Annotated in this window: 24 protein-coding genes and 1 pseudogene; 9 read left to right on the top strand and 16 right to left on the bottom strand. The window is 74.4% G+C overall.

What is annotated here, in order from left to right:
* Nucleotides 1–65: 65 nt before the first annotated feature.
* Entirely contained in the window at nucleotides 66–356 is a 291-nt protein-coding gene (locus AB0761_RS32045) for a hypothetical protein (RefSeq protein WP_377272668.1), read from the bottom strand.
* Between the two features lie 298 nt (nucleotides 357–654).
* Between AB0761_RS32045 and AB0761_RS32040 the strand changes: the two genes are divergently transcribed.
* On the top strand, nucleotides 655–2853 hold the full coding sequence (locus tag AB0761_RS32040) for an alpha-galactosidase (protein ID WP_377272667.1): 2199 nt from the start codon (nucleotides 655–657) through the stop codon (nucleotides 2851–2853).
* A gap of 128 nt (nucleotides 2854–2981) precedes the next feature.
* Here AB0761_RS32040 and AB0761_RS32035 read toward each other — a convergent pair whose 3' ends face one another.
* Complete coding sequence (locus AB0761_RS32035) at nucleotides 2982–3593, bottom strand: TetR/AcrR family transcriptional regulator (protein WP_377272666.1); 612 nt, start codon at nucleotides 3591–3593, stop codon at nucleotides 2982–2984.
* Nucleotides 3594–3969: 376 nt separating this feature from the next.
* Between AB0761_RS32035 and AB0761_RS32030 the strand changes: the two genes are divergently transcribed.
* From AB0761_RS32030 to AB0761_RS32020, 3 genes are all read left to right on the top strand, one after another.
* Nucleotides 3970–4416 carry a hypothetical protein gene (locus AB0761_RS32030; protein WP_377272665.1) on the top strand — a complete coding sequence of 149 codons (447 nt, stop codon included), beginning with the start codon at nucleotides 3970–3972 and terminating at the stop codon, nucleotides 4414–4416.
* A complete protein-coding gene (locus tag AB0761_RS32025; protein ID WP_377272664.1) occupies nucleotides 4413–6011 on the top strand; it encodes a multicopper oxidase family protein in 1599 nt (532 codons plus the stop codon). Before AB0761_RS32030 ends, AB0761_RS32025 begins: the two co-directional genes overlap by 4 nt.
* A 130-nt stretch (nucleotides 6012–6141) precedes the next feature.
* Nucleotides 6142–6597: a nitroreductase family deazaflavin-dependent oxidoreductase gene (locus tag AB0761_RS32020; RefSeq protein ID WP_377272663.1), complete on the top strand. Its 456-nt coding sequence runs from the start codon at nucleotides 6142–6144 to the stop codon at nucleotides 6595–6597.
* A 185-nt stretch (nucleotides 6598–6782) separates the two neighbouring features.
* Here AB0761_RS32020 and AB0761_RS32015 read toward each other — a convergent pair whose 3' ends face one another.
* The gene (locus AB0761_RS32015) at nucleotides 6783–7628 is read right to left on the bottom strand and encodes a class I SAM-dependent methyltransferase (protein WP_377272662.1); all 846 of its coding nucleotides are present in this window, start codon (nucleotides 7626–7628) and stop codon (nucleotides 6783–6785) included.
* A gap of 97 nt (nucleotides 7629–7725) precedes the next feature.
* On the opposite strand from AB0761_RS32015, the gene AB0761_RS32010 reads away from it, so the two are divergent.
* The gene (locus AB0761_RS32010) at nucleotides 7726–8310 is read left to right on the top strand and encodes a TetR/AcrR family transcriptional regulator (RefSeq protein ID WP_377272661.1); all 585 of its coding nucleotides are present in this window, start codon (nucleotides 7726–7728) and stop codon (nucleotides 8308–8310) included.
* Nucleotides 8311–8462: 152 nt separating this feature from the next.
* Complete coding sequence (locus AB0761_RS32005) at nucleotides 8463–9734, top strand: ROK family protein (RefSeq protein ID WP_377272660.1); 1272 nt, start codon at nucleotides 8463–8465, stop codon at nucleotides 9732–9734.
* Nucleotides 9735–9747: 13 nt separating this feature from the next.
* On the opposite strand, the pseudogene AB0761_RS32000 reads toward AB0761_RS32005, so the two are convergent.
* The 9 genes and pseudogenes from AB0761_RS32000 to AB0761_RS31960 all read right to left on the bottom strand — a co-directional run.
* Nucleotides 9748–10434, bottom strand: a pseudogene (locus AB0761_RS32000) (RNA-guided endonuclease TnpB family protein); the annotation flags it as partial.
* Nucleotides 10435–10479: 45 nt separating this feature from the next.
* Complete coding sequence (locus AB0761_RS31995; RefSeq protein ID WP_377272659.1) at nucleotides 10480–11232, bottom strand: hypothetical protein; 753 nt, start codon at nucleotides 11230–11232, stop codon at nucleotides 10480–10482.
* A gap of 117 nt (nucleotides 11233–11349) precedes the next feature.
* The gene (locus tag AB0761_RS31990) at nucleotides 11350–11583 is read right to left on the bottom strand and encodes a hypothetical protein (protein ID WP_377272658.1); all 234 of its coding nucleotides are present in this window, start codon (nucleotides 11581–11583) and stop codon (nucleotides 11350–11352) included.
* Nucleotides 11580–11999, bottom strand: a complete 420-nt coding sequence (locus tag AB0761_RS31985; RefSeq protein WP_377272657.1) for a hypothetical protein — start codon at nucleotides 11997–11999, stop codon at nucleotides 11580–11582. The genes AB0761_RS31990 and AB0761_RS31985 overlap by 4 nt, the downstream gene beginning before the upstream one ends.
* Nucleotides 12000–12054: 55 nt before the next feature.
* Nucleotides 12055–13554, bottom strand: a complete 1500-nt coding sequence (locus tag AB0761_RS31980) for a sensor histidine kinase (protein WP_377272656.1) — start codon at nucleotides 13552–13554, stop codon at nucleotides 12055–12057.
* Nucleotides 13551–14246: a response regulator transcription factor gene (locus tag AB0761_RS31975; RefSeq protein ID WP_377274445.1), complete on the bottom strand. Its 696-nt coding sequence runs from the start codon at nucleotides 14244–14246 to the stop codon at nucleotides 13551–13553. The genes AB0761_RS31980 and AB0761_RS31975 overlap by 4 nt, the downstream gene beginning before the upstream one ends.
* Nucleotides 14247–14339: 93 nt before the next feature.
* Nucleotides 14340–15281, bottom strand: coding sequence for a LysR family transcriptional regulator (locus AB0761_RS31970; protein ID WP_377272655.1), 942 nt, complete (start codon nucleotides 15279–15281; stop codon nucleotides 14340–14342).
* Nucleotides 15282–15634: 353 nt separating this feature from the next.
* Nucleotides 15635–16126 carry a chaplin gene (locus tag AB0761_RS31965; RefSeq protein ID WP_377272654.1) on the bottom strand — a complete coding sequence of 164 codons (492 nt, stop codon included), beginning with the start codon at nucleotides 16124–16126 and terminating at the stop codon, nucleotides 15635–15637.
* 576 nt (nucleotides 16127–16702) lie between these two features.
* Entirely contained in the window at nucleotides 16703–17044 is a 342-nt protein-coding gene (locus tag AB0761_RS31960) for a hypothetical protein (RefSeq protein WP_377272653.1), read from the bottom strand.
* A gap of 613 nt (nucleotides 17045–17657) precedes the next feature.
* On the opposite strand from AB0761_RS31960, the gene AB0761_RS31955 reads away from it, so the two are divergent.
* Both AB0761_RS31955 and AB0761_RS31950 read left to right on the top strand, forming a co-directional pair.
* Nucleotides 17658–19193 carry a BTAD domain-containing putative transcriptional regulator gene (locus tag AB0761_RS31955; protein ID WP_377272652.1) on the top strand — a complete coding sequence of 512 codons (1536 nt, stop codon included), beginning with the start codon at nucleotides 17658–17660 and terminating at the stop codon, nucleotides 19191–19193.
* Between the two features lie 20 nt (nucleotides 19194–19213).
* Nucleotides 19214–20473, top strand: a complete 1260-nt coding sequence (locus AB0761_RS31950; protein ID WP_377274444.1) for a tetratricopeptide repeat protein — start codon at nucleotides 19214–19216, stop codon at nucleotides 20471–20473.
* A gap of 10 nt (nucleotides 20474–20483) precedes the next feature.
* On the opposite strand, the gene AB0761_RS31945 is transcribed toward AB0761_RS31950, so the two are convergent.
* The 3 genes from AB0761_RS31945 to AB0761_RS31935 all read right to left on the bottom strand — a co-directional run bounded on the left by AB0761_RS31945 (nucleotide 20484) and on the right by AB0761_RS31935 (nucleotide 23015).
* Nucleotides 20484–20921: an SRPBCC family protein gene (locus AB0761_RS31945; RefSeq protein ID WP_377272651.1), complete on the bottom strand. Its 438-nt coding sequence runs from the start codon at nucleotides 20919–20921 to the stop codon at nucleotides 20484–20486.
* A gap of 196 nt (nucleotides 20922–21117) precedes the next feature.
* Nucleotides 21118–22530, bottom strand: coding sequence for an RtcB family protein (locus AB0761_RS31940; protein WP_377272650.1), 1413 nt, complete (start codon nucleotides 22528–22530; stop codon nucleotides 21118–21120).
* Nucleotides 22531–22577: 47 nt separating this feature from the next.
* On the bottom strand, nucleotides 22578–23015 hold the full coding sequence (locus tag AB0761_RS31935) for an archease (RefSeq protein WP_377272649.1): 438 nt from the start codon (nucleotides 23013–23015) through the stop codon (nucleotides 22578–22580).
* A gap of 89 nt (nucleotides 23016–23104) precedes the next feature.
* Between AB0761_RS31935 and AB0761_RS31930 the strand changes: the two genes are divergently transcribed.
* Entirely contained in the window at nucleotides 23105–24532 is a 1428-nt protein-coding gene (locus tag AB0761_RS31930; protein WP_377272648.1) for a lipase maturation factor family protein, read from the top strand.
* A 39-nt stretch (nucleotides 24533–24571) separates the two neighbouring features.
* Here AB0761_RS31930 and AB0761_RS31925 read toward each other — a convergent pair whose 3' ends face one another.
* Nucleotides 24572–25063, bottom strand: coding sequence for a DUF2267 domain-containing protein (locus AB0761_RS31925; protein WP_377272647.1), 492 nt, complete (start codon nucleotides 25061–25063; stop codon nucleotides 24572–24574).
* Between the last annotated feature and the right edge of the window lie 25 nt (nucleotides 25064–25088).

The following is a 25088-nucleotide window of genomic DNA, read 5'->3' as shown; positions in this document are numbered from 1 at the left end:
GGTACGTCACATATCTCTCCCCGCGACCGCACCGCGGCCGCGGGGAGACCCGTCTGCGCCGGCGGTCAGCGAAGGTCGTCGGCGGAGCGCAGCATCAACGGGCGGGTGAGCGGCGCGGGGTCCAGCACGGAGCGGAAGTCGACGACGAGAGGGTTGCTCCCCTCCCTCAGTACGCGGCGGACGTCGAAGCGGTGGCTGCGGTGCACAGTGGCGGTGGTGCCGAGCCGGATGCCGTTCAGTTCGACGGTGGTGACCGTGTCCAGACCGTCGAAGACCAGGTCGACGCGCTCGTCCGGGCCGGGTACCGCGGTGCCGAAGTCCAGGGTGCGGCGCCAGTCGGTGCGGTGCGTCCACACCAGCTGCTCCTCCGACCGGTCCAGACAGGGTCCTGGATCAGCCCTGCGGCCGGCAGGTCGAGATGCGCGCTGCCGGGGACCTCGGCGGGTACGGTCCGGCCGGCGATCGCGTCGGGCACCGGCCCCGCCGTCGCCGCCAACTGACAGGCGTGGTGAAGTCTCTGATGCACCATCTCGGGTGGCTCCTGAGGGCTGGTGCTGCGGCAGATCGCCCGGGTAGGGTCAAGATTCTTATGCCGCCGAACAAAGTTCGTCAACGGCGGTCACAGGGCGACGACTGTGAGGGGACCAGATCACCGTGGCACCACACTCCACTCTTCTCGGTTCCGACATCACCCAACTGCGCGCGGCCGGAGTGAGCCTTGTACTCGACCTCGCGGACGGAGGGCTCCCCCGAGTGCTGCACTGGGGGGCCGACCTGGGCCCGCTCAGCCGGCAGGCGCTGGAGGGACTGCGGCTGGCCCTCGCCCCGCAGCCGATCGGCAACCCCGTCGACGGTCCCGTGCCGGTGGCCGTACTGCCGGAGCAGTCCGCCGGCTGGCTCGGCACCCCCGGACTGGTCGGCAACCGCGGCGGCCGGGACTTCTCCACCGCCTTCAGGGTCTCCCGCAGCGAGCTGACGGCCGATGACGAGCAGCCCGGCACCGGCGGCAGCCTGCTGGTCCGCGCCCATGACGAGACCGCCGCCCTGGAACTCGAACTGACCGTGGAGCTGACCCCGACGGGGCTGGTGCGCCAGCGCGCGTCCGTCACCAACCGCGGCGAATCGGTGTTCGCCCTGGACGCCCTGCACCTCACCCTGCCGGTCCCCGCGGCCGCCACCGAACTGCTCGACTTCACCGGACGCCATCTGCGTGAGCGCAGCCCCCAGCGCACCGCCTTCACCCAGGGCCTGCGGATGCGGGAGAACCGCACCGGACGCACCGGCTACGACTCCGCCTATCTGCTGGCCGCCGGCACACCCGGCTTCGGCAACCGCACCGGCGAGGTCTGGGCCGTGCACACCGCATGGTCGGGCAACCACCGCACCTACGCCGAGCGGACCTTCCACGCCGTCTCCCTGCTGGGCTCCGGCGAACTGCTGCTCTCCGGCGAGGTACTGCTGGAGCCGGGCGCGTCCTATGACTCCCCGTGGCAGTACGGCTCCTGGGGTGTGGGCCTGGACGAGCTGTCCGCCCGCTTCCACCGCCGGCTGCGCTCCCGTCCGCACCATCCGCAGGTCCCGCGGCCGGTGGTGGTCAACACCTGGGAGGCCGTCTACTTCGACCACGACCTGGGGCGGCTGCGCGCCCTGGCCGACGCCGCCGCCGCGGTGGGTGCCGAGCGCTTTGTGCTGGACGACGGCTGGTTCGGCTCCCGTCGCGACGACCGGCGGGGCCTGGGCGACTGGTATGTCTCCGACGAGGTGTGGCCCGGGGGACTCGGCCCGCTCACCGACCATGTCACCGGCCTGGGAATGCAGTTCGGTCTCTGGGTCGAACCCGAGATGATCAACGAGGACTCCGACCTGGCCCGCGCCCACCCCGACTGGATCATGGCTGCCGGCGACCGGCTGCCCGGCCCCGCCCGCTCCCAGCAGGTGCTGGACCTCGGCCGGCCGGAGGCCTTCGCCCACATCCTGGAGCGGCTGGACGACCTGCTGACCACCTATCCCATCTCCTACCTCAAGTGGGACCACAACCGGGACCTGGTGGAGGCCGGCCACCGGCCGACCGGGCGCGCGGGTGTCCATCAGCAGACCCTGGCGACCTACCGGCTGATGGACGAACTGCGGCGGCGTCACCCCGGAGTGGAGATCGAGTCCTGTTCGTCCGGCGGCGGCCGCGTCGACCTGGCGATCCTGGAGCGCACCGACCGGGTGTGGGTCTCCGACTGCATCGACGCCCTCGAACGGCAGCAGATCCAGCGCTGGACCAACGCGCTGATCCCGCTGGAGCTGATGGGCACTCATGTCGGCTCGGGCATCGCCCACACCACCGGACGGCGGCACACCCTCGACTTCCGGGCCGGGACCGCCCTCTTCGGGCACTTCGGCATCGAGTGGGACCTCACCGCCGCCGACCCCGAGGACCTGGCCAGGCTGGCCGAGTGGATCGTGCTCTACAAGGAGCTGCGGGGCCTGCTCCACAGCGGTACCGCAGTGCACGCCGACCACCCCGATCCGGCCTACCGGCTGCACGGGGTGGTCGCCGAGGACGGCTCGGAGGCGCTGTACGCCCTGGTGGCCATGGCCACCTCCGAGCTGTACCCGACCGGTCCGGTACGACTGCCCGGCCTGGACCCCGACGCCCTCTATCGCGTACGCCCGCAGGCCCCGGGCGACATTCCGGACGGCAACGCCCACCACTGGGGCGTCCCGCTGCCCTGGTGGACCCCCGAGGGGGTCACCCTGCCGGGCCGGGCCCTGGCCTCGGCAGGGCTGCAGGCGCCGGTGCTCTATCCGGAGCGGCTGGTGCTGCTGCGGGCGACCCGGGTCGGGAGCGCTTCGGCGCGGTGACGTCCCACCGCCCCCCGGCGGTGGGACGTCACCGCGCCGGCGGTGCCGCCGGGCGGCCGGGCAGCGGGCACGCCTCCCCGGGATTCGGGAGCCCTGGACGGCCGGCCCCTGGGGACCGGCGACGGTTCTCACGGCTGGTCTGCGGCCCGGACTCCATAGACGCGCAGGACGGTGGTCTTGAGCGACCGGCTCGCCTCCTGGGGTGTCACTCCCCCGGTCGCGACCTGCTCCCCGGCGGAGTGCCCGAGCGCGACAGTGGCGGCCAGGAGCCAGGCGGGCGAGAGCCCCCGGTCGAAGTCGCCCGCCTCCTGGCCCCGGCGGACCAGCCTCACCAGCCGGTCGAGGACCGGCTGGTGCCGGGCGTGCTCTGTCTGCGGCGTCGCCGCGTCGGCGTACCGGCCGAGCAGCGGAAGACGCTCCAGGGTCCCCCAGCTTGCGTCGAGGAATCGCAGCAGCGCTTCGGGGGCCGGTCCGCGGTCCAGATCCGCGGCGTCGATGGCGGCCAGGGCTTCCTGGGTGGCCTGGTCGACGACGGCGCCCAGCAGGATCTCCCGTGAGGCGTAGTGCGCATAGACGGTCTGCCGGGTGACGGCGGCGGCTTCGGCGATGTCGTCCATGCTCGCCTCGGGCCGCTCGCTGAGGAGGGCAATCGCCGCACTGAGGATGGCAGCCCTGCTGCGTTCCGCGTCGGCGCGGCGGCGTCGGCGCCGGGGGGGCTGGACGGGCTCGATCTCAGACACGGTTGTCAACCTTACCGGGCTTTGTTAAATTTGACATGCGCGTAAGAGATAAGTCGGCAAGGGGGCTGTGCACGCGGCTGCCGCAGCCGGCATCCGCGCCCGCTCGGAAGCTGCCATGCAGAACGGCGTCGGCCCGCACCAGGCCGTCCACCGCTCAGTGACACGCCGTCGGGCGCGGGACCACCGCGGCGTCGTACCGGCCGCCTCGGCCCAGCAGAGCACCCGGCCGCCTCGACGACGGCCGGACCACCGGCGGGGAGCGGCACGGGCCACCAGGACCAGAGCCGCACCCCCGGCTGCCCTGCCCGGATGCTCCGTCCGGCTGCTCCGTCCGGCCGCCGCAGACCGCAGGATTCCCACGCCAGAGAGAGCAGAGATGAACAGACGTCAGTTGGTCACCCACCGCACAGTGCTGCTCCTCCTCCGTACCTCAGTGACCACCCTGGCGCTGCTGGGTCTGGCAGAGGCCATGTTCGCCGGCAGCTTCCTCAACGGGCACTACGCCATGCTTCAGGCACACCGGATCACCGGCATGGTGACCGGTGCCGTCGCGATCCTCCAGGCCGTCGTCGTGATTCCGGCCGGAGCCGGCGGTCGCGGGCCACGCAGGCCGATCGCAGGCACGGCGGTGCTGGCCGTCGCCGTCCCCGCCCAGATCGGCCTCGGCCTCGGACGTGCGCTGGGCCTGCATGTCATGCTCGGCGTACTGGTCGTCAGCTCCATCATGCTGCTCGCCGTGCAGGTCTGGCGGACACCCCTGCCCGCCAGGTCCCCGTCGAGCGCATCGTCCGGTTCCCGCAGCACGGTCGCGGCCGCATCATGACCGGATCCTCCGGGCTCGGCCGCCGACGGTTCCTGGCCATCGGCGCGGCGGCGGGTGGCGCAGCCCTCGCCGCCCCCCTCGGGATGCGGCTGCTGGGTCCGGGGCGGCCAGGCCGGCTGCTGCACAGCAGCGCGCCGCTGCCCCGCCCCTTCCAGGTGCCGCTCACCGTGCCGTCCGTACTCAGACCCGTTCACTCCGACGGCACTTCCGACCTCTACGAGATCACCCAGCAGGTCGCACAGTTGCAGATCCTGCCGGGGCTGACCACCCCGGCGTGGACCTACGGCGGGACCTTCCCCGGACCGACCCTCGTCGCCCGGGCCGGGCGACGTACCACGGTGCGCCACCGCAACGAACTCCCCGGTGCCACCGTGGTCCACCTGCACGGCGGGCACACCCCGGCGGACAGCGACGGGTACCCCACCGACCTCGTCCTCCCGCTGCGCGGCGGCGCCGGCAGCGCCCCCGCGGCGACGGCCTGCATGCCGGCCATGCCCGCCATGCCGTGCCATGGCACAACGGCCCGGAGCACCCCCGGCGGGCGCGAGTACACCTACCCCAACGACCAGCGGGCGGCGACGCTCTGGTACCACGACCACCGGATGGGCTTCACCGGCCCCGCGGTCTGGCGGGGACTGGCCGGCTTCCATCTGATCCACGACGACGAGGAGGAGGCGCTGCGGCTGCCCCGCGGCGATCGGGACATCCCTCTGATGATCACCGACCGGTCGTTCGCCGAGGACGGTTCGTTCCAGTACCCGTCGTCCGACCCCGCCCTACGGGTCCCCGGGGTCACGGACGCCTACATGGACGGCGTCCTGGGCGATGTGGTGCTGGTCAACGGCGCGCCCTGGCCGGTGCTGCACACCGAGCGCGCCCGCTACCGGCTGCGCCTGCTCAACGCCTCCAACGCCCGCCCCTACCGGCTGGAGCTCCACCCGCAGCCGCCCGGGGGCGGCGGGCTGGTCCAGATCGGGGGTGACGGGGGGCTGCTGGAGCGCCCGGTGCGGCACGACGCGGTGGAACTGGCCCCCGCGGAGCGGCTGGACGTGGTGGTGGACTTCTCCTCCTACCGCCCCGGGACCAGGGTCCAGTTGGTGAACCGCTTCGCGACCGACACCACGGCGATGGTCATGCGGTTCGACATCTCGTCTGCCCAGGTCGCGCCCACCGACGACTCGGCCGTACCGGAGCGCCTCGCCCCGGTGGAACGGCTCGACCCCGCAAAGGCGGTGGCGACCCGCACCTTCGCCCTCCGGCAGAGCCGGAGTTCCGGCTGGACCATCAACGGTCTGCCCTATCTGCCCGGCCGCGCGCTGGCCCGGCCGCGGCTGGGGACCGTCGAGACATGGCGGTTCGTCACCGACTTCCACCACCCGGTCCATCTGCACCTCAACCACTTCCAGGTGCTCTCCCGCAACGGCCGCGCCCCCGGCCCCTACGACGGCGGCTGGAAGGACACCGTGGACCTGCGCCCGGCGGAGGCTGTGGAGCTGGCGGTCCGCTTCACCGACCACCGCGGCGCGTTCATGATGCACTGCCACAACCTCGAGCACGAGGACATGGCCATGATGGGCGACTTTGTCACCGAGTGACCGGCTCCGCGGCCGACCGGACCCGGTGTCCGGTCCGCGATGCACGCCCCGCCCGGTCGGCCAGGTGGCGCTCCGCCCCCCAGGGCTCCTACCAGCCCGCAGCCCACTCCATCCGCGAGAGGAACCCGCCATGAGTACGCAACGCACACTCTCCCCCCGGCACCGGGCACGCAACCGCGTCGTCGTCCTGCTGCACCGGGTCGGCCTGCCCGTCGGGCCGATGTATCTGCTGACCGTGCCCGGCCGCCGCACCGGCCTGCCGCGCACCACCCCGGTGGCGCCCGTGGTGGTGGCGGACGTCCGCTATGTCCTGCAGGCCTATCCGGGATCCGACTGGGCCAAGAACGCCCGTGCCGCCGGGCACGGCGTGCTCACCCGAGGGCGGCGCGAACAGCCGGTCGAGCTGGTGGAGGTCGCGGAGGCCGAACGTGCCCCGATCCTCAGGGAGTTCCCCCGGCAGAACCCCCGAGGGGTGGCGGCCTTCATCAGGAACGGCCTGGTCGACTCGGCCGCCCCGGAGAGCTTCGCCTCGGCGGCACCGCGCTGCACCGTCTTCCGGGCGACCCCGGCGGGCGGCGCCGCATAGCCCGGTGGGGAGGCGGCGCATAGCCCGGCGGGAGGCGGCGCCGGCCGGGGGTGCCGGGCGGCGCGGCCTCCCCGGCCGGCGGAGCCCGACCACGCCACCGGCCCGGGCCGGCCCCGACCGGTCCGCACGGCCGGGGCCGGGGCCGGTGCGAGGTGGGTGTGGTCGCGCGCCTCCCCGAGCCGGCCCTACGACGCCGGACGGGCCGCGGTGACCAGCCAGGCGGCGCCCCCGAGGCGCACTCCGTCCGGCTGCTGGAACGGGCGCAGCGCCTCGCTCAGTATCGAGTGCGCACGCTCCGCTGCCGCCGGATCGGCCTGCTCCAGCAGGAACCGGACCGGGCCGGAGCCGAGCAGAAAGCCGGCCGCGTCGTCCGGGTCGCTGCCGAAGACCATCGGCGCCTCCACGAGGGTGGTCTCCACCTGCTCGAACCCTGCGCCCTCAAGGATCTGACGGAACGTCATGGGATCGGCCAGCGAGAACATCCCCGGCTCGCCGATCGTGAAGTCCGGCACCGGGCCGATGGCCCGCAGGACGCCGAAGAGCCGCACCCAGTCGACCCGGTCGGGGTCGGCCAGGCTCAGCAGGGCGACACGTCCACCGGGCCGCAGGGCTCGGCCGATGTTGGCGAACGCGGCCACCGGGTCGGCGAAGAACATGATGCCGAAGCGGCTGACGGCGACGTCGAAGCCACCGGAGGGCAGCGGGTGGACCTGGGCGTCGCCGCGTACGAAGCGGATGTTGGCCAGCCGCTCCCGGGCCGCGAGCTCGCGGGCGCGCTCCAGCTCGGGCGCCGACAGATCCAGCCCGAGCACCTCGCCCGTCCCCGAGCGCCGGGCGGCCAGCCGTGTGGTCTGGCCCGCGCCGCAGCCGATGTCGAGGACACGCTCGCCGGGCGCGATGGCCGCCGCCCGCAGCAGCGGTTCGTTGAACTCGCCGTTGACCGCGTTCCAGCGGTCGTGGTGGTCGGCCCAGTGCCGGCCCTCGTCGCCGTTCCAGGCCTGTTCCTGCTGGTCGTTGACGGTCGCGCGCATGGAGATCGCCTCCTGGCGGTGCTGTCGTCCCGCATCTAGTATGGGCATCTGCCCATACTGTATGGGCGGATGCCCATACTTGCAATGGAGGAGCGGGATGTCCCCGAGAGGCGTTGCCATCACCGGAGTGCGGGAGAGGCTCTTCGAGGCGGCGGAACGCCTCCTTGCCCGCGAGGGCACCGCCGGCCTGACCAGTCGGGCCGTCACCAGCGAGGCCGGCTGCGCCAAGGGGATCCTGCACAGCCACTTCGATGACCTGGACGACTTCGTCGCCCAGCTGGTGGTCCACCGCCTCCAGCAGGTCGCCGAGACCGTCGGCGACCTGCCCGCCCGCGCCGGCCGGGGCAGTGTCGGCGAGAACCTGACGGAGGCAGCCGTGGTGCTGCTCGACGCCCCCGGAGGCCCCGCCCTCGCCGCGCTCGCCCTCACCCGCCCCGGAGCCGCCGCTCGGATCCGTGACGCCTGGCAGCACAGCGCGTCCGGCTTCGACACCTTCGAAGGGTCCCTCACCGCCTATCTCCAGGCCGAACAGCGGCTCGGGCGGGTGCCCGCCGACCAGGACTGCGCCGCACTGGCGCTGGCCGTGACCGGCACCACCCACCACCTCCTCATGACCACCTGGCACGACAGCGCCGACCCCCACGAGCGCATCCGCCAGGTGGTGCGGGCGCTCCTCCCCTGACGGGCCGCCGCCCCCTGGCGAGCCCGGCCCGGAACGGGGCAGCCGCCGCGGGAGTCCGGCCGTCCCGGCCGGACAGAGGATGCCAACCCCGGGGATTGGACACATTCGGCGGCCCCATAAACTCGGCCTCCGTTCGACCAGGTGGAGGGACCGTGAGCGGGCCGGCGCAGGGCATGCCCCACGCAAGCAGCAGGTCTGCGGTGCTCGATGTGATCCGCGCGGCGGGCACCATCAGCCGCACCGGGCTCGTCCGGGCCACCGGCTTCACCGGGGCGACCATCTCCACCGTGGTCCGCCGGCTGATCGACGACGGCCTCGTCCTGGAGATCGGCCGGGCCGAGTCCACCGGCGGCAAACGCCGGGTGCTGCTCCAGCTCAACCCGGCGTCCCGGTATGCCGTCGGGGTGCATCTGGACTACGCCGGAATCACCTACGCCCTGGTCGACCTCGGCGGCGCCGTCGTCGCCCAGATGTCCCGGGTCGGCGTCGGCGCACGCGCGCCGCAGAGCGTGGTCGAGCGGATGACCAGGGAGGTCGCCTCGCTCATCGAGGGAGCCGGCGTCGAACGCGACCGGGTGCTGGGCCTGGGCCTGGTCTCCCCCGGACCGCTCACCCCCAACAGCGGAATGCGGCTCACCCCTCCGTTCATGCGGCACTGGGAGGACTTCCCGCTCGACCAGGCCCTGGCCGCCGCGACCGGGCTCCCGGTGGTACTGGACAACGACGCCACGGCGGCGGCACTGGGCGAGCACTGGTCGGGCGGCGTACCGAGCACCGCCACCTTCGCCGCCCTCTACATGGGGACCGGCATCGGCACAGGGCTGATGGTCGACGGGGTCAGCTACCGCGGCAGCAGCGGCAACGCCGGCGAACTCGGCCACATCTGCCTCGACATCGACGGGCCGGAGTGCTGGTGCGGTGCGCGCGGCTGCACCGAGGCCATGGCCGGACCGGCAGCGGTGGTCGCGGCCGCCCGCGCCGACCAGGAGGTCGCCCGCGCCGCCGGACTGACCGCCGAACCCAGGTCCGTCGCCGCCGACTTCGCCGCGGTGACCCGCGCCGCCCGTCGCGGCGACACCGGCGCCCTCGCCCTGCTGGAGCGCTCCGCCCGCTGTCTGGCGGTGGCCGCCCGGACGCTCGCCAACATCATGGACCTCGAACTGCTGGTCCTCACCGGCGTGAGCCTCGCCAAGGCCGGTCCGCTCTATCTGCCCGTGGTCCAGGAGGAGTTGGACCGGGCCTTCTTCCCCCGTGCCACCCACCGCGTCGAGGTGCGGCTCTCCGAGTCGGCCGCCACCGCCCCCGCGGTGGGCGCCGCCACCCTGATCCTCCGGGCCGAACTGGTCCCCCTCCGCGCCGGCCTCCGCCTCCCCGGCGACCTCGCCGGCTCGGAACCCGCCCCGGCAGGCAACCCGGCACCTTGACATCCTCGCCGTCCTATCGGGCGGCGGTTCCCTCCGCGCTGCGCGCGGACCGCGCGGCGCCCGGGTGGGTTCCTGCTTCGCTGCGCTGTGCCGGTACGAGTACCGGTCTGACCTGCGCTCCACAGGCTGTCACCGCCAGTCCGGCGGCCTTGACGACGTTGACCGCCGCGTTGATGTCTCTGTCAAGGACGGCCCCGCAGGCCCCGCAGGCCCACTCCCTGACGTGGAGGGGCTTGGGGCCGTCCTTGACGCCGCAGCGGGAACACACCTGCGAGGTCGGTTCGAACCGGCCGATGCGCACAAAGGTGCGACCGTACCGGGCCGCTTTGTACTCCAGCATGCCGACGAAGGCGGACCATCCGGCGTCGTGGACGGACTTCGCCATGCGCGTGCGGGCGAGGCCGTTCACCGCCAGGTCTTCCACCGCGACCGCTTGGTTCTCGCGGATCAGCTTCGTGGAGAGCTGGTGGTGGAACTCACGCCGCGCATCGCCGACCTTCGCGTGCGCACGAGCGACCTTCAGCCGGGCCTTGGCCCGGTTCTCGCTTCCCCTCTCTTTCCGGGAGAGGTTCCGCTGGGCCTTCTTCAGCTTCTTCTCGGCCCGTCGCAGGAACGTCGGGGAGTCGATCTTCCGGCCATCGCACAGGACCGCGACGTGCGTCAGCCCCAGGTCGATACCGACTGCCGTATCCGCCTCGGGCATCGGCCGCACGGGCCCGGCCGCGGTGGCGGCCCGGCGCGGCCGTCACCCGGGGAACCGCACCGAGCCCAGGATGCGGGCGGTCTCCGGGTGGCCGATGTAGTCGAGGAAGAGTACCCGGGACAGCGGGAGGTACCAGCCCTGAGGCGAGAAGCTGTATCCGCTGTCACAGCCGGCCTGCCAGCGGTCGTAGTCCGCCTTGCGGTTCCCGACCGGCCGCAGCCCGGTCTCCACGGGGCGGGAGCCCGCGCCGAAGCGGATGCCGTTGAAGTCGCCCCCGGGCGGCGCGGTGTCGACCGGGCAGGGCTGCACATCGGTGGCGGTGTACCAGCCGCCGTTCTGGTCGGCCTGGTAGGGGCGCTGCTCGCTGCCGCGGATGCTGCCGGTCTTCACGGCGAGGCCCGCGCAGCCGAAGACGGCCGGCAGCCCGGCGCTCTGCACGGGCTGTGCACAGGCCTGGTCGGTACCGAATCTGACGATGTGCCAGCTCGGCGGGATCTCGAAGGAGAGTCCGGCGACCGTCACCCTCGGCCATGAGGGACGGCCGGCCGGGGCGGTGGTGGCGGGGCTAGCGGTGGCGGGGCCCGCGGTGGACGGCGGCTCCGTGGCCGGTGCACCGGTGGCCGGCGAGGACGCAACCGCAGAGGGTGCCGGGGGCGCCGAGGACCCCGCGGCGGATGCGGAGGCATGCGGATCCGCGGGTGTGCACGCCGCCGCCCCCAGCGCCACCAGCCCGACGACCGGCAGCAGCCGGCGTCCTATCAGTCCCGTCAGTCCCGTCAGTCCCGTCAGTCCCACCGGTGCCCCCTCGTTCCGACTTCCCGCTCTTTCACACGCGGGGAGCGGTCGGGGTGGTTGCACCCCGGGGCGACCACGTCGTCCCGGCAGCCCCGGGAGGCTGCCGGGACGAACCGGTCAGCCGTCTGCGGAAGCCTCGGAGTCGGCTGCGTCGGCCGCGCTCTGGGCGGCGTCCACCAGCTGCCGCATATGGGTCAGCTGGTCGCCGTCCGCGGACGGCCCGCTGGTCGCCGGCGCAGGTCCGGCGCCCGCGGGGGCGCCCTGCGAGCCGCTGCCGCCGCAGCCGGCGGCCAGCACCGCGCACAGCAGCGCGGCCGCCGCGGCCGCCGCGGTCCTGGTGGCGCGGGTCATGACGCCGCCCCGCCGGAGTGCGCGCTGCACCAGTCGGCGACCTTCGCCAGATCCTCGCGCCGCTGCTGGAGGGTGGGGGCGAGCGACTTGCGGAAGGTCAGCCGGTGGTCCAGATAGGTGGCGATCTCGGTGTGGCCGGCCTGCTTGGCGGCGGCGACCCGCTTCTCCAGGCGCGCCACCGAACCCCGCTCGCCGGCCTTGCCGTCGAGCCTCCGCAGGGCGCGGTCGATCCGCTTCTCGATCGCGGGCACCCGGCGGCACAGTGCGCGTGCGCCGTCACCGGAGCCGTGAGCCTTGGCGCTCGCGGCCGGGGACGCGGTCTGCGGCGCGGTGTCCGCCGTGGCGGGGCCCGTCGCCACCAGCAGGGCGGCGACGGCGGCTGCGGCGGCGACAGCGGCCCTCTGCTTGGACTGCATGATGTCCTCCTTCGCGGATGGGCAGACTCGGCTGCCCGTGCGTACGGAGGGGACCCTAGGAGCCGTCCTTGTGGAATCCCTGTGGGAGGGCGGCGGTGGCGGTGAGCCAGTCCCGGCGCATGGGCAGGGTGGGCTCCCCGGACGGGTCGGGGAGGTGCGCGGCGACGGCCAGGCGCACCTCGAACCGGGTGCCGCCACCGGGCCGGTCCTGGATGGTGACGGTCCCGCGGTGCAGGGCGATCTGCTGGGCCACCAGGGTCAGACCGAGTCCGGAGCCTGGGCTGCCGGGGCGGCGGTGGAACCGTTGGAAGACGGCGTCCCTCAGCCGGCCGGGGATGCCGGGCCCATGGTCGTCCACGGTGAGGACGGCCACCGGACGGTCCGGGTCTCCGCCCGCCCGCAGCTCGATCCCGACCCTGGGCGGTCCGGTCTCCGGACGCCCGTGGGCGATGGCGTTGGCCAGCAGGTTGTCCACCAGGGAGCGCAGTCCCGGCTCCCAGCCGTACACGCGCAGCCCGGGGGCGGTGCGCACGGTGACCCCGGCTTCGGGGTGGCGGCGGCGCAGTTCGGCGGCGGCCGCATGCACCGGTTCGGCCAGGTCGACCGGGCCGAAGGCGTCCGCCTCGACCAGGTCGCCCTGGGCGAGGGTCCGCAGCATCACCAGCAGCCCCAGCAGCCGGGCGTGTTCACGCGCCAGGTCGTCGAGGACCTCCTCCCGGTCGGCCGCGGCGAGATCGGGGTGCGCGGTGATGATCTCCAGATTGGTCTGCATGCTCATCAGCGGGGTGCGCAGCTCGTGCGAGGCCGCGGCAGAGAACGAGCGGGCGGTGGCCAGCGCCTCGGCGGTGCGGCCGGCCTGTTCGTCATAGCGCGCCAGGACGGTCTGCAGGGTGCGGGCCAGATCGTCGACCTCGGTGATCCCGGAGGGCGAGTGGTCCAGGCGGGCCGCGCTGATGGAGGGGTCCAGGCCGCTGGTACGGCGCTGAAGCCGCCGTAGCGGCCGGGTGACCCTGGCGGTGACGGCCCAGGCCAGCGCGCCGGAGAGCGGGGCGGCGAGCAGCGCCACCGTGAGCACCCGCCGCCGCACTAGCTGGAGCTGGGTCGCGGTGGCGGTGTCGGGTGCGAACAGCCACAGGGTGCCCTGGGCGGACGGACGGGTGACGGTGACGGGTACGGACAGCACCCGCCATCCGGTGCCCTTGGCCCGCAGTGTGGTCGGCCTGGCGGCCTGCTGCGGCAGCGGGACCGAGTCGTCGGGCTGCGGTCCTCCGCCGACACTTCCCTGGGGGCCGACCAGTCGGACGCCGACATCCAGGGCGGCCGTGTAGAGCCGCCGCTGGCGGGCCTGTTCCACGGCCGTCGGGCGCTGGTTGGCGGTGGCCCGCAGCAGCGACCGCGCCTCCGGCAGGACGGCGGCGGCCCGCTGCCGCAGCTGGGTGTCCACCTGGGTGTGCAGGTCGGCGGCGACCAGCCGCAGCAGGAGCAGGCCGCAGGCGAGCACCAGCACCGGCACGGTGGCGCCGACCGCCAGCGCGGTCCGGGTGGAGAGTCTCACGGTGTGTCCCTCCCGCCGTCCACCCGCAGGACGAAGCCGACTCCACGCACGGTGTGCAGCATCCTGGGCAGCCCGTCGGCCTCCAGCTTGCGGCGCAGATAGCTGACGAAGGTGTCCACGGCGTCGTTGCGGACGTCGAAGTCGTAGCCCCAGACGCGGTCCAGCAGCTGGTCACGGGTGAGCACGATGCCCGCGTTGCGGGCCAGCACCTCCAGCAGTGCGAACTCCCGGCGGGTGAGGGAGAGCTCGGTGCCGTGGAGGAGCACCCGCCGGGCGGAGGGGTCGATCTCCAGCCCGCAGGCGCGCACCAGGTCCGTCCCGGTGGGCGGGCGGCGGCGGAGCAGCGCCTGCAGCCGGAGCACCAGCTCCTGCAGTGCGAAGGGCTTGACCAGGTAGTCGTCGCCGCCGGCCTGCAGCCCGGCGACGCGGTCCGCGACCTCGTCGAGCGCGGAGAGCATCAGCACGGGTATGTCGTCGCCCTGCTCCCGCAGGGTCCGGCAGACCTCGATGCCGCTGAGGTCGGGCATGGAGATGTCCAGCACCACCACGTCGTGCCGGGTGTCCCGGAGCGCGGCGAGTGCGGGGCGGCCGCCTTCCGCCGGTGTCACGGTGAACCCGGACAGCCTCAGTCCGCGCTGCAGGGAACGCAGGATGGCCGGGTCGTCGTCGACCACCAGCACCCGTCCGCTCATGGCGGCCATGGCCGCTCCCTCCTTCGCCCCGGGGCCCGCCGAGTGCCGTGGCCGCCGTCGCCGCGATGGTACGGCCTGCCGCGCGGCGGCCGGTCACCAGCCGCGGGCGGCCTTCAGCAGCCGCTCGCGCACCAGAGCCCGGTGCGGACTGTCCGCGGCACCGGGGCGTTCGGCGAGATAGCTGGTGTTGATGGGCGGGTCGTCGGGGCTGAGCAGCGTCACCAGGGCGCCCGAGGCGAGCTCGTCCAGGCAGAGGTAGCGCGGCAGTACGGTGATCCCGGCGCCCGCGGCGACGGCCGCCCGCACTCCGCGCAGATCGGGGACGACCACGGCGGCCGGGCCGGTCAGCCGCACACCGAAGACATGCCGCCAGTAGCGGCGGGCGATCGGCAGGTCCTCGGCATAGGTCACCAGTGGGGCGTCCTGCAGCGCGGCGGGCCCGAGAGCGGCGACGCGCTCCGGTCCGATGCGTGCGGCCCAGTCGGGTGAGGCGACCAGGATGAACTCCTCGTCCGCCAGCGGTGCGGCGGTCAGGGTCCGGCCGCGCGGTCGGACGGTGGAGATCACCAGGTCGTAGCGGGCAGCCCGCAGCCCGCTCAGCAGATCGTCGCTGAGTCCGGTGGTGATCCGCAGCCGGACGCCCTGCCCGACCAGCGGGGCGAGGGCGGGCAGCGCGCGGACGCAGAGCATCTCGGCCGGACCCGCCAGATGCACCGGCTCGGCGGGGGCCGTGGCGCCGGGGCGGCCGCGGCCGGTGAGGGCCTCCAGCGCGTCCAGCGGACCGGCCACCTCGGCGGCCAGCTCGTCCGCCACCGCGGTCGCGGCCGCCCCGTGCGGGTGCCGCTGGAAGAGCTCCCGGCCCAACTGCTGTTCCAGGGAGCGGATCTGAGTGGTCACCGTCGGCTGGGAGAGGCCGAGCAGCCGGGCTGCCGCGGTGAAGGACCCGGCCCGGTGGACCGCGAGGAAGGTCCGCAGCTGGGTCAGGTCGAGCCGGCGCGGCCGCTCCGGCGGGCCGTCAGGATGACTGGGCGTCACCTGGTCGATCGTAGGCCTTGTGTGCGGCACCCTCAGCCGGGGTCTCGGTGTCCGGCGGGCGCGCCCGCCGTAGCCGCACCGCCGGGACCCCGGCGGCGCCCGGGGCAAGGGCATCCCCGGCGCACGTCTCGGGCCCGCAGACCGCGTCCCCGGCGGCCGTCGGCGCGAACCGGCCTGGAATCTGGGCCGTCCCTGGGCATACCCCGGCCGGCTGTGTCACGCGGCCGGACAGCAGAGGCGCCCGGACCCCGCATCGGGGTCCGGGCACCTTTCTGCCGTTCGGTGCGCCCACGGCCGCCGCCTGTGGTGGAGGCCGGCCGTGTCACCGCCGGGTGTCAGCCCGCGTCAGTGCCTCAGTTGTCGCCGCGGCCCTCGTCGCCGCGGCCCTCGTCGCCACGACCCTCGTCGCCACGACCGCGGCCCTCGTCGCCACGACCGAAGTCACCGCGACCGCGGCCCTCGTCGCCACGACCGAAGCCCTCACGGCCACCCTCGCCACGGCCACGCCCGCCACGGCCGAAGCCCTCGCGACCGCCACCGCCGCTCTCGCGACCGAAGCTGCTGCCACGGCCGAAGCCCTCGTGACCGCCGCCACGACCGAAGCGACCGCGCTCCTCGGCGTTGATGCAGACATTGCCACCGGACGGGTTCAGCAGCGAAAGGATGCTGATGCTGTTGCCACAGACGTTGATCGGGATGGTGATCGGCACCTGGACGATGTTGCCGGACAGGACACCGGGCGAACCGACGGCTGCGGCCTCGGCGCCGGCGGCGCTCGCGACCCCGGCCCCTGCGGCACCCAGGCATCCGGTCAGGGTGGCCAGCACAGCGGCCTTCTTGATCATGTTCATTTCGAAGCTCCTCGGGTGAGAGAGATTGCAAGCTCTCCTAACCGCGGCGGGGGTGCCCGGACACCCCCGGACCGGGTGCTCACCCACCCGGCCCCCCAAGTGCCCACGGACGGAGCAGGGCCCGTGCCCGGACGGCCCCGGCCGACCCGATCCGCGCGTGTCGAATGCCCTGCGGTGCGGCCTCGTTGGGCCGGTCGGCCGAGCGTGGACGCGCGCCCGGGGCAGCCGTGCCTACGGTGTCCATCAGGCACCGGGACCGATCCCCGGGCGCCGCCGGTCGCGCATGCCGGTGGCGCCCGGACTGTTCCGTCCGGGGCCCGGAGACCGCACAATCCCCACTCCATGGCGCGGGCGACCACCCGGCGCCGTCCGAAGGAGGCGGGCTCCGCGGCGGGCTCCGGGGAGCGCCCCGGCTCCGGGTCACACCGCCGGTCCAGGGCAGCGGCAGCAGGGGCGAAGGGCGCATGATGCACGCGATGCCGCGCCACCGCAAGCGCATGCTCGACTGCGGGAATCCCGCCGCCCATCGGACAGGGCAGCCAGGCCGCCGGTCCGACTGCGACCGGTCGCTCAGAGCCGGATCCGGTCCTCCCGGGCGCCCAACGCCCCGGCGAGCACAGCGGTCACAGCCGTCACCGCTGCCAGCCCCAGCAGCGCGACGCCCGCCACCGCCATGGCGCCCTGGTGCAGATCGACTCCGAGCGTCCCCACTCCGATCCCACCGACCGCCGCCAGCAGCGCGACCAGCAGCAGCGCCCCGCAGTGCCGGGCCAGGGCCGCCGCAACCCCGGCCACCCGGCGCCGCCCGGCGGAGCGGCGTCCGGTCAGCACCGCCTCCAGCCGGGGGGACTCCCGTACCAGATGGTCCTCGATGTCGGAGAGAATCCGCCTCTCCTTGCTGGTCAGGGTCATCGTGCCCTCCAGGCGGGGCCGGGGCTGCACCCTGCTCCTGCCCCGTCCGGCCGCCGCCACTCATGCCGCTCCCGGCCGTGTCGCGGGGACGGGACCGGGGGGCGGCGGGCCCGGAGTGCGCTCCTCCCACCGGTCCGGTTGCGGCGGGGAGCCGGTCGACGGTGTCGGGGCGCGTCTGCCGCCGCGTCCGGTGGGAGAGGACGGTCGGGGGTCGTACCTCTGCGGAGCGGTGCCGGACAGCGGGCCGCGGTCGAGTCGGTCGTCCCCAGGGCGGACGGGCGGTTGCCGCCGTCGGCGATGCGCCCGGTCGCGGAGGCAGCTCAGCGGGTCGCGGCGGGGCGGGCAGTCCCGGAAGGGCCGGACGGCGCGGTGAGCGGCAGCCGGTGCCCGGCCCTTCCCGAGGCCGTCCGAAGGCGCCGTCCGTCTCCCCGTCGCACGGGCGGTGCCTTCAGGTGCGCCGGCCCCCCGTCGCTCCGGCGGGAGGGAGCCCGCCGGACCGGACCGACTCGAGGAGCATGACGGACCGCACCAACAGACCGCTAACATCCGATCAACGGATTTTCCGCTCTTGGCCGGACCCTCCGGTCATTGCTGCTCGCGGGAGGGCAATCGGATGCGGTTCGGCCTCCTCGGACCCCTGACCGTCGCCGACGGCACCACCGCTGTGGGCGTGACCTCGCCCAAGGTGCGGGTCCTGCTGGCCGAGCTGCTGCTCCGGGCCAATCAGCCGGTCCCGGTGGACACCCTGCGCAGCGCCCTGTGGGGCGAGCAGCCGCCCGCCACCGCCACCGCCTCGCTGCACAACCACATCTCGCGGCTGCGGCGCCTGCTCGGGCCGGAAGGCGAGGAACGGCTGTCCTCCACCCCGGACGGCTATGTGCTGCGCACCGGGCCGGGCGAGCTGGACGCCGAGGTCTTCGACGGCCACCTGGACCGGGCCCGCGGTGCACTGCTGCGTCAGGAGTGGGACACCGTCAGCCGGGAGTCCGCGGCCGCGCTGGCACTGTGGCGCGGGCGGCCACTGGCCGAGGTGCCCGCCCTCCCCGACGCGGAACCGCGGATCCAGCAGCTGGTCGAGGCCCATCTCCAGGCCCTGGAATGGCGCTTCGAGGCCGATCTGCACCTGGGCCGGCATGACGGCCTCGCCCCCGAGCTGGCCCACTGGGCCGCCGAGCACCCGCTGCGCGAGGCCTTCCACCGCCAGCTGATGCTGGCGCTGCACCGCACCGGACGCCGGGCCGAGGCGCTGGAGGTGCACCAGCGGCTGCGCCGGGCGCTGGTGGACGAGCTGGGCGTGGAGCCGGGCCCGGCCGTACGGCAGGCCCATCAGGAAGTGCTGGCCGAGACCGAGTCCGGGCCCGCCGAGCGGCCGCAGCCCCGGCCCCCGGCGCCCGCGCAGCTGCCGGCGGACCTCACCGACTTCACCGGACGTGTCGACGACGTCCGGCGGTTGGAGGAGCTGCTGGCGCCCGCCGCCGACCGGGACGGCGCCGCACGCGCCGTGGTGATCTCGGCGGTGTCCGGCACCGCCGGGATCGGCAAGACCACGCTGGCCGTCCACGCCGGGCACCGGCTGGCGGCGCGGTTCCCCGACGGGCACCTGTATGTGGACCTCCAGGGGGTCGCGCCGGAGCCGCCCGCCCCCTCCGCGGTGCTGGCCCGCTTCCTGAGCGACCTCGGGGTGCCCGACGGGGAGATCCCCGCGGACGAGGAGGCCCGTGCCGTCCGCTACCGGACGCTCACCGCCGGGCGGCGGCTGCTGCTGGTTCTGGACAACGCCCGCGACGCCGCCCAGGTCCGGCCGCTGCTCCCGGCCGGGGGCTGCGGCGTGCTGGTGACCAGCCGACGCAGACTGCCCGGTCTGGCGGGTGCTCCCATCTGCACCTGGAGGTGCTGGGTGACGCGGACGCGCTGGCCCTCTTCGGCGCGGTGGTGGGTGCGGAGCGCGCCGCCGCCGAGCCGGAGGCGACAGCCGCCGTCCTGGCCTGCTGCGCGGGCCTGCCGCTGGCGCTGCGGATCGCCGCGGCCCGGCTGGCCGGGCGCCCCTCCTGGCCGGTCTCCGCGCTGGCCGAGCGGCTGGCGGACGAGCAGCGGCGGCTGGACGAACTGCGGGTCGACGACGTCGCGGTGCGGGCCAGCTTCCAGGTGAGCTACACCGGTCTGCGGGCGATGGCCGCGGGCACCGACCCGGCGCGGGCGTTCCGCCTGCTGGGGCTGGTCGAGAGCCCCGACATCGGGCTCGACGCGGCCGCGGCGCTGCTGGGGCTGGCGCCCGGCGACGCCGAGGAGGTCCTGGAGCTGCTGGTCGACGCCTGCCTGCTGGACAGTCCGCGTCCCGGCCGCTACCGGCTGCACGACCTGCTGCGGGTCCACGCCGCGGAGCGGGCGGCGGAGGAGGAGACCGAGGAGGAGCGCCGCGAGGCGGTACGGCGGCTGGCTCACTGGTGCCTGGTGACCCTGACCGCGGCGGACGAGATCCTGCTGCCCGGGTCCGGACGGCCCGATGTGCCGCCCGCCGACCCGGCCCACCCCGCGCTGCGCTTCGCCTCCGACGCCGAGGCCCTGCGGTGGTGCGAGAGCGAGCTCCCCACACTGCTGGCCGCCACCCGGGCCGCCGCCGCACACGGACTGCACCAGCCGGCGTGGCAGCTGCCGGCGCTGTGCTGGCGCCGCTACATGTCCAACGGCCGGTACGACGAGTGGCGTACCGTCAACGAGCTGGGCATGCGCAGCGCGCTTCTGCTGGGCGACCTGGTGGCGCAGACCCATCTGCTGAACTCCGAGGGCGCTCTGGCCTGGCGCACCCGCCGCTTCGAGGACGCCGAACGCAGCCTCACCGCCAAGCTGCGCATCCACCGTGAGCTGGGGGACGTCCCCGGGGAACTCTCCGCGCTGGGCAACCTCGCCGTGGTGGCCGAGCACCAGGGGCGCTACGAGGAGAGCCGCGACCAGGCCCGGCACGCCCTGGTGCTGGCCCGCAGGACCGGGGAGCGGGCCACCGAGGGCACCGCGCTGACCAGCATCGGCAACTGCGAGCACCGCCTCGGCAACCACGAGGAGGCACTGCGCAACCACTACGCCTCACTGGCGGTCTGGCGTGAACTGGAGCACCGGGCGGGCGAGGCGATGGCACTGGCCAACATCGGCTCGGTGCAGCTGCATCTGCGCGACTACGGGAGCGCCCTGCTCAGACTGCGCGAGGCGCTGCCGCTCACCAGGGCGGTCGGCAACCGGGTGAACGAGGCCGAGGTCCTCTCCGACCTCGGCCGGGCGATGATCGCCCTGGACCGGCCGGACGAGGCCCGCCACCACCTCGGAGAGGCGCTCACGCTGTGGCGTGCGCTCGACCGCCCGGAGGCGGACGCGGTCCACGCCCTGCTGCGCACTCTGGACGCCCCGACCGTCCGGGACCGGCCGAGCCACCGCTGATCCGGACGGCTCAGCCGCCCGCCAGCAGCCGGGTCAGGGCTCGCCCGAAGACCAGCCGGCCGGACCAGCGGGTCGGCCCGTCGAGGACGGCGGGAAGGCGGCGCACCCTCAGGTCCTCGCACCAGCGCACCACGCAGCCGTCCGCGTCGGGGACCACCTCGATCTCGGCCCAGCCGAGGACCGTGCCGCCCCGCTTCTCCAGCCGGCAGCGGCCCGGCCGGCCACCGTCCGGGGGCTCCCAGGCCACGATCTCCATCGGGTCGTCGAAGCCGGCCCGGCCCAGCCCGGTGCGTGCCACCACCACGGTGCCCACCCGCGAGGGCGGCGGGGGCGTCACGGTGATCCGCGTCAGCGGCACCTGCCGGGCGTGCCGCTCCCAGTCGGTGACGCGCAGCCAGGCCTCCTGGGCGGACAGCGGCGACCGGCGCTGCACTCGGAACGGTGGCATTCCATGAGCCTAGGCCCGGTCCGGCGGTTCCCGCCCGGTGCGCGGCCCGGGCCCGGTCCTGCGCCGGCCACAGCAGCGGGCCACGGCGGCGGCTGCCGCACGTCGCTCCGGCGGGGCGGCCGGGCCGGCCCCGGGGCCGGCGGCGGTGCTGCGCCCGCTCGGGGTGCCGGCCGCTCGGGGTGCCGGCCGCCGGGCCCTATCCCTTGACGACCCCGAGCGGTGTCAGCCGGACCACCCGCCGGCACAGTCCTGCGCCCTCGCCCGCCTCCACCACGGCATCCACGTCCTTGTAGGCACCCGGATGCTCCTCCGCCAGCCCCCGCCAGGAGGACGGCCGGACCGCGATGCCCTCGGCCTCCAGACGGTCCCGCAGCTCCCGGCCGCTGACTCCGCGGGCCGCCTGGTGGCGGCTCTGCGTCCGCCCGGCCCCATGGCAGGTGGAGTGGAACGCCCGGCCGCCCGGGATGCCGGTGAGCACATAGGAGGCGGTGCCCATGGTGCCGGGGATCAGCACCGGCTGCCCATGGCCGCGCAGGTCCGCCGGCAGGTCGGGGTGGCCCGGCGGCAGCGCCCTGGTGGCGCCCTTGCGATGGACGCACAGCAGACGGGTCGCACCGTCGACCTCGTGCCGTTCGAGCTTGGCGAGGTTGTGCGAGATGTCGTAGACCAGCTCCAGGCCGGCCCCCAGCAACTGGGCGAAGACCCTGCGGGCGGCGTCGGCGAGCAGTTGGCGGTTGGCCCGGCCGTAGTTGGCGGCGGCCGCCATGGCTCCCAGGTAGGCACGCCCCTCCGGGGAGTCCACGGGGGCGCAGGCCAGCTGCCGGTCCGGGACCGTGATCCCGTGGTGCGGCATCCGCTGCTCCATCCGGCGCACATGGTCGGTGCAGATCTGGTGGCCCAGCCCGCGGGAACCGCAGTGGATCATGACGCACACCTGGCCGGGGCGCAGGCCGAACGCCTCGGCGACCTCGGTGTCGTAGACCGCGTCCACCCGCTGCACCTCGAGGAAGTGGTTGCCCGAGCCCAGGCTGCCGACCTGGTGCAGCCCCCGCTCCAGGGCCCGTTCGCTCACCTGGCCGGGATCGGCTCCGTCCACCGCGCCGCCGTCCTCGCAGCGGTCCAGGTCGCGCTGGTCGCCGTGGCCGCGTTCCACGGCGTGGCGGGAGCCGGCGACGAGGATGCGCCGCAGTTCGCCGGGTTCGTGCAGGTCCCAGACCGCGCCGCGGGTCATCCCACGGGGGACGACCGGGTCCAGGGCGTCCATCAGCCGCCCGAGGGCGGGTGCGAGTTCCTCCGCCGAGAGGTCGGCGGCGAGCAGCCGCACCCCGCAGGAGATGTCGAACCCCACCCCGCCCGGGGAGACCACACCGCCCTGCGCGGGGTCGGTGGCCGCGACCCCGCCGATCGGGAAGCCGTACCCCCAGTGGATGTCCGGCATCGCATACGAGGCCAGCACGATGCCCGGGAGGGTGGCCACATTGCGGACCTGCTCCAGCGACTGGCCCGCGTCGCTGAGCAGCTCCCGGGTGGCGTACACCACCCCCGGGACGCGCATCGCGCCCTGCTGCTCGACCCTGAGCTCATAGGGGCCGGTCCGGCTGATGTCCATGACGCCCTCGCGGTACCCGCCCCGGTGCCGGTGAAACCGCCGGCTCCTCAGACGTCGACGGTGAAGGCGCACCGCCAGCCGCCGCCGTCCCCGGCGAGTTCCAGCGCGTGCAGCGACACCGCCTTCGGCAGGGCGCCCACGGCCTGCGCGGCATCGGAGCGGACCATCTCCAGCCGGGCCTCCAGCCCGCCGCCGGGCAGCGCCGTCAGCCTGGCGCCCACCGGCAGCTCACCGTGGACGTCCAGCCGGTAGACCACCTCCTCCAGCAGCCGGACCAGCAGGTCCTGGTCGGGAGCCGGGTCCAGGCGGACGGTCGCGGTCCGCCGCACGGCGGCCTGGGGGACGTCGGCGAAGCTGCTCACCAGCCCGGCCACCGCCTCGGCCAGGCAGCGCTCCCGGTCGGGTGCCCAGGCCTCGATGCGGCTGTCCGCGGTGTGCGGGACGCTGCGGTGGCCGGCTGCGGGCCGGGCGGGGCGCTCGGTCATCGTCGGGCTCCTTACTGCGCCGACCGGCTGGGACCGTCCGGCTTGCGCCGTCCGGTTGTGGTCCGCGACCGGTCGGGTAGGCGTGCGGTGTGGAGTGGTTCTCCAGCGCGGACTACTGGCTGAGCAGGCTGGTGCTGCAACGGGCGCTGGCCGCGGTGTACCTGGTCGGCTTCCTGGTGGCGGTCAACCAGTTCCGGCCGCTGATCGGCGAGCGGGGGCTGCTGCCGGTGCCCCGGTACCTGGCGCGGACGCCGTTCCGCCGCTCCCCCGGCATCTTCCAGCTGCACTACTCCGACCGCCTCTTCGCCGCCGTCGCCTGGACGGGCGCCGCCCTCTCGGCCGCCGTGGTCGCGGGGGCGGCCGACCTGGTGCCGCTCGGGGCGTCGATGGGCATGTGGGCGGTGCTCTGGGTGCTCTATCTGTCGATCGTGAACGTGGGGCAGACCTGGTACGCCTTCGGCTGGGAGTCGCTGCTGCTGGAGGCGGGCTTTCTGGCGGTGTTCCTGGGGAACGCCCGGACGGCGCCGCCGGTGCTGGTGCTCTGGCTGCTGCGCTGGCTGCTGTTCCGGGTGGAGTTCGGCGCGGGGTTGATCAAGATGCGCGGCGACCGCTGCTGGCGTGATCTGACCTGCCTCTACTACCACCATGAGACCCAGCCGATGCCCGGACCGCTCAGCTGGTTCTTCCACCGGCTGCCCAGGCCGCTGCACCGGGTGGAGACCGCGGCCAACCATGTCGCCCAGCTGGTCGCCCCGGTGGTGCTGCTGCTGCCGCAGCCGGCCGCCACCGCGGCCGCCTGCGTGGTGATCGCCACCCAGCTGTGGCTGGTGCTGTCCGGCAACTTCGCCTGGCTCAACTGGCTGACGATCGTGCTGGCCCTCTCCGCGGTGGACGGCAGCCGCGCCGCCGCGCTGCTCGGACTCCCGGCCGCACCGCACCAGGCCGCCGCCCCGGGGTGGTTCCAGGGCATGGTGCTCGCGGTCACCGCCCTGGTGGTGTGGCTGAGCTACTGGCCGGTGCGCAATATGCTCTCCCACCGGCAGCTGATGAACTGCTCCTTCAACACCGTCCATCTGGTCAACACCTACGGGGCGTTCGGCAGCATCGGGCGGGTACGCCACGAGGTGGTGATCGAGGGCACCGACAGCGCCCGGCCCACCCCCGACGCGGTGTGGCGGGAGTACGGCTTCAAGGGCAAACCCGGCGACCCCCGGCGGCTGCCCCGCCAGTTCGCCCCCTACCATCTGCGGCTGGACTGGCTGATGTGGTTCGCGGGGATCTCACCGGCCTACGCCCGCCCATGGCTGCGTCCGCTGGTCGCCAGACTGCTGGAGAACGACCCGGCCACGCTGCGGCTGCTGCGGACCAACCCCTTCCCCGACGCACCGCCCGCGCTGGTCCGCGCCCGGCTGTTCCGCTACCGCTTCACCGACTGGCGGGAGCTGCGCCGCACCGGTGCCTGGTGGTACCGGGAGCCGGTCGGCGAGCTGCTGCCACCGGTGCGCGCCGCCCGCTGACCGGTCGCGGCCGGACGGGCCAGGGGTGCAAGGGGGTACTCAGGCGGATGTCGGCTCGGTGTCCTGGAGCCGGGCCTCCGGCAGCAGCTCCCGGATGTCGTGCGGCAGCACATGGCCGAGCTTCTGCATCAGCTCCGGCGACAGCGACGCATCCAGGACGTCCAGCACCGCGCCCGCGTCGCGCAGCGCGACCTCCTCGGTGGTGCCCGCCCGCCAGGCGATCCGCCCGGCGAAGGTCGTCAGGTCGAACCGCTCGCCCTTTCTGCGCTCCTCCCGCGAGGCGCCGTGCGCCACGGCCACCCGCACCATCGGTCGGGCGATCTCCGTGGGCAGCTGGGCCGCCACATGCTCGGCGAGGCCGACCGGCACCCGCTCCGCCAGGGTCTCCAGAGTGGCCAGGACCGCCCGTTTCGCCGCTTCCCTGTCGGGAAGCTCCCCCGTACCCGGACCTGGTCGATGAACGCGTCGAGATGCATGATGCCCGGCCTCCCGTCGTGGAGCTGCGCACAGTCTCAAGGATCGCGTGTCCATGCGGGGCCTGCCAAAACGCGGTTCG

Source organism: Peterkaempfera podocarpi (assembly GCF_042466665.1).
Lineage (GTDB): Bacteria > Actinomycetota > Actinomycetes > Streptomycetales > Streptomycetaceae > Peterkaempfera > Peterkaempfera podocarpi.
Note: the sequence above shows the minus strand (reverse complement) of the source record. Positions and strands in the feature narration are given on the sequence as shown.

Bases quoted from the DNA above. Each gene is read 5' to 3' on its own strand.
- AB0761_RS32015 (WP_377272662.1), bottom strand. From the start codon at position 7,628: ATGCGCGCGACCGTCAACGACCAGCAGGAACAGGCCTGGAACGGCGAC.
- AB0761_RS31990 (WP_377272658.1), bottom strand. From the start codon at position 11,583: ATGACCCGCGCCACCAGGACCGCGGCGGCCGCGGCGGCCGCGCTGCTG.
- AB0761_RS31950 (WP_377274444.1), top strand. From the start codon at position 19,214: ATGGCCGCGGGCACCGACCCGGCGCGGGCGTTCCGCCTGCTGGGGCTG.
- AB0761_RS31975 (WP_377274445.1), bottom strand. From the start codon at position 14,246: ATGAGCGGACGGGTGCTGGTGGTCGACGACGACCCGGCCATCCTGCGT.
- AB0761_RS32030 (WP_377272665.1), top strand. From the start codon at position 3,970: ATGAACAGACGTCAGTTGGTCACCCACCGCACAGTGCTGCTCCTCCTC.
- AB0761_RS31985 (WP_377272657.1), bottom strand. From the start codon at position 11,999: ATGCAGTCCAAGCAGAGGGCCGCTGTCGCCGCCGCAGCCGCCGTCGCC.
- AB0761_RS31940 (WP_377272650.1), bottom strand. From the start codon at position 22,530: ATGGACATCAGCCGGACCGGCCCCTATGAGCTCAGGGTCGAGCAGCAG.
- AB0761_RS31960 (WP_377272653.1), bottom strand. From the start codon at position 17,044: ATGACCCTGACCAGCAAGGAGAGGCGGATTCTCTCCGACATCGAGGAC.
- AB0761_RS31945 (WP_377272651.1), bottom strand. From the start codon at position 20,921: ATGCCACCGTTCCGAGTGCAGCGCCGGTCGCCGCTGTCCGCCCAGGAG.
- AB0761_RS32010 (WP_377272661.1), top strand. From the start codon at position 7,726: ATGTCCCCGAGAGGCGTTGCCATCACCGGAGTGCGGGAGAGGCTCTTC.
- AB0761_RS31955 (WP_377272652.1), top strand. From the start codon at position 17,658: ATGCGGTTCGGCCTCCTCGGACCCCTGACCGTCGCCGACGGCACCACC.
- AB0761_RS31935 (WP_377272649.1), bottom strand. From the start codon at position 23,015: ATGACCGAGCGCCCCGCCCGGCCCGCAGCCGGCCACCGCAGCGTCCCG.
- AB0761_RS32025 (WP_377272664.1), top strand. From the start codon at position 4,413: ATGACCGGATCCTCCGGGCTCGGCCGCCGACGGTTCCTGGCCATCGGC.
- AB0761_RS32020 (WP_377272663.1), top strand. From the start codon at position 6,142: ATGAGTACGCAACGCACACTCTCCCCCCGGCACCGGGCACGCAACCGC.
- AB0761_RS31925 (WP_377272647.1), bottom strand. From the start codon at position 25,063: ATGGACACGCGATCCTTGAGACTGTGCGCAGCTCCACGACGGGAGGCC.
- AB0761_RS31965 (WP_377272654.1), bottom strand. From the start codon at position 16,126: ATGATCAAGAAGGCCGCTGTGCTGGCCACCCTGACCGGATGCCTGGGT.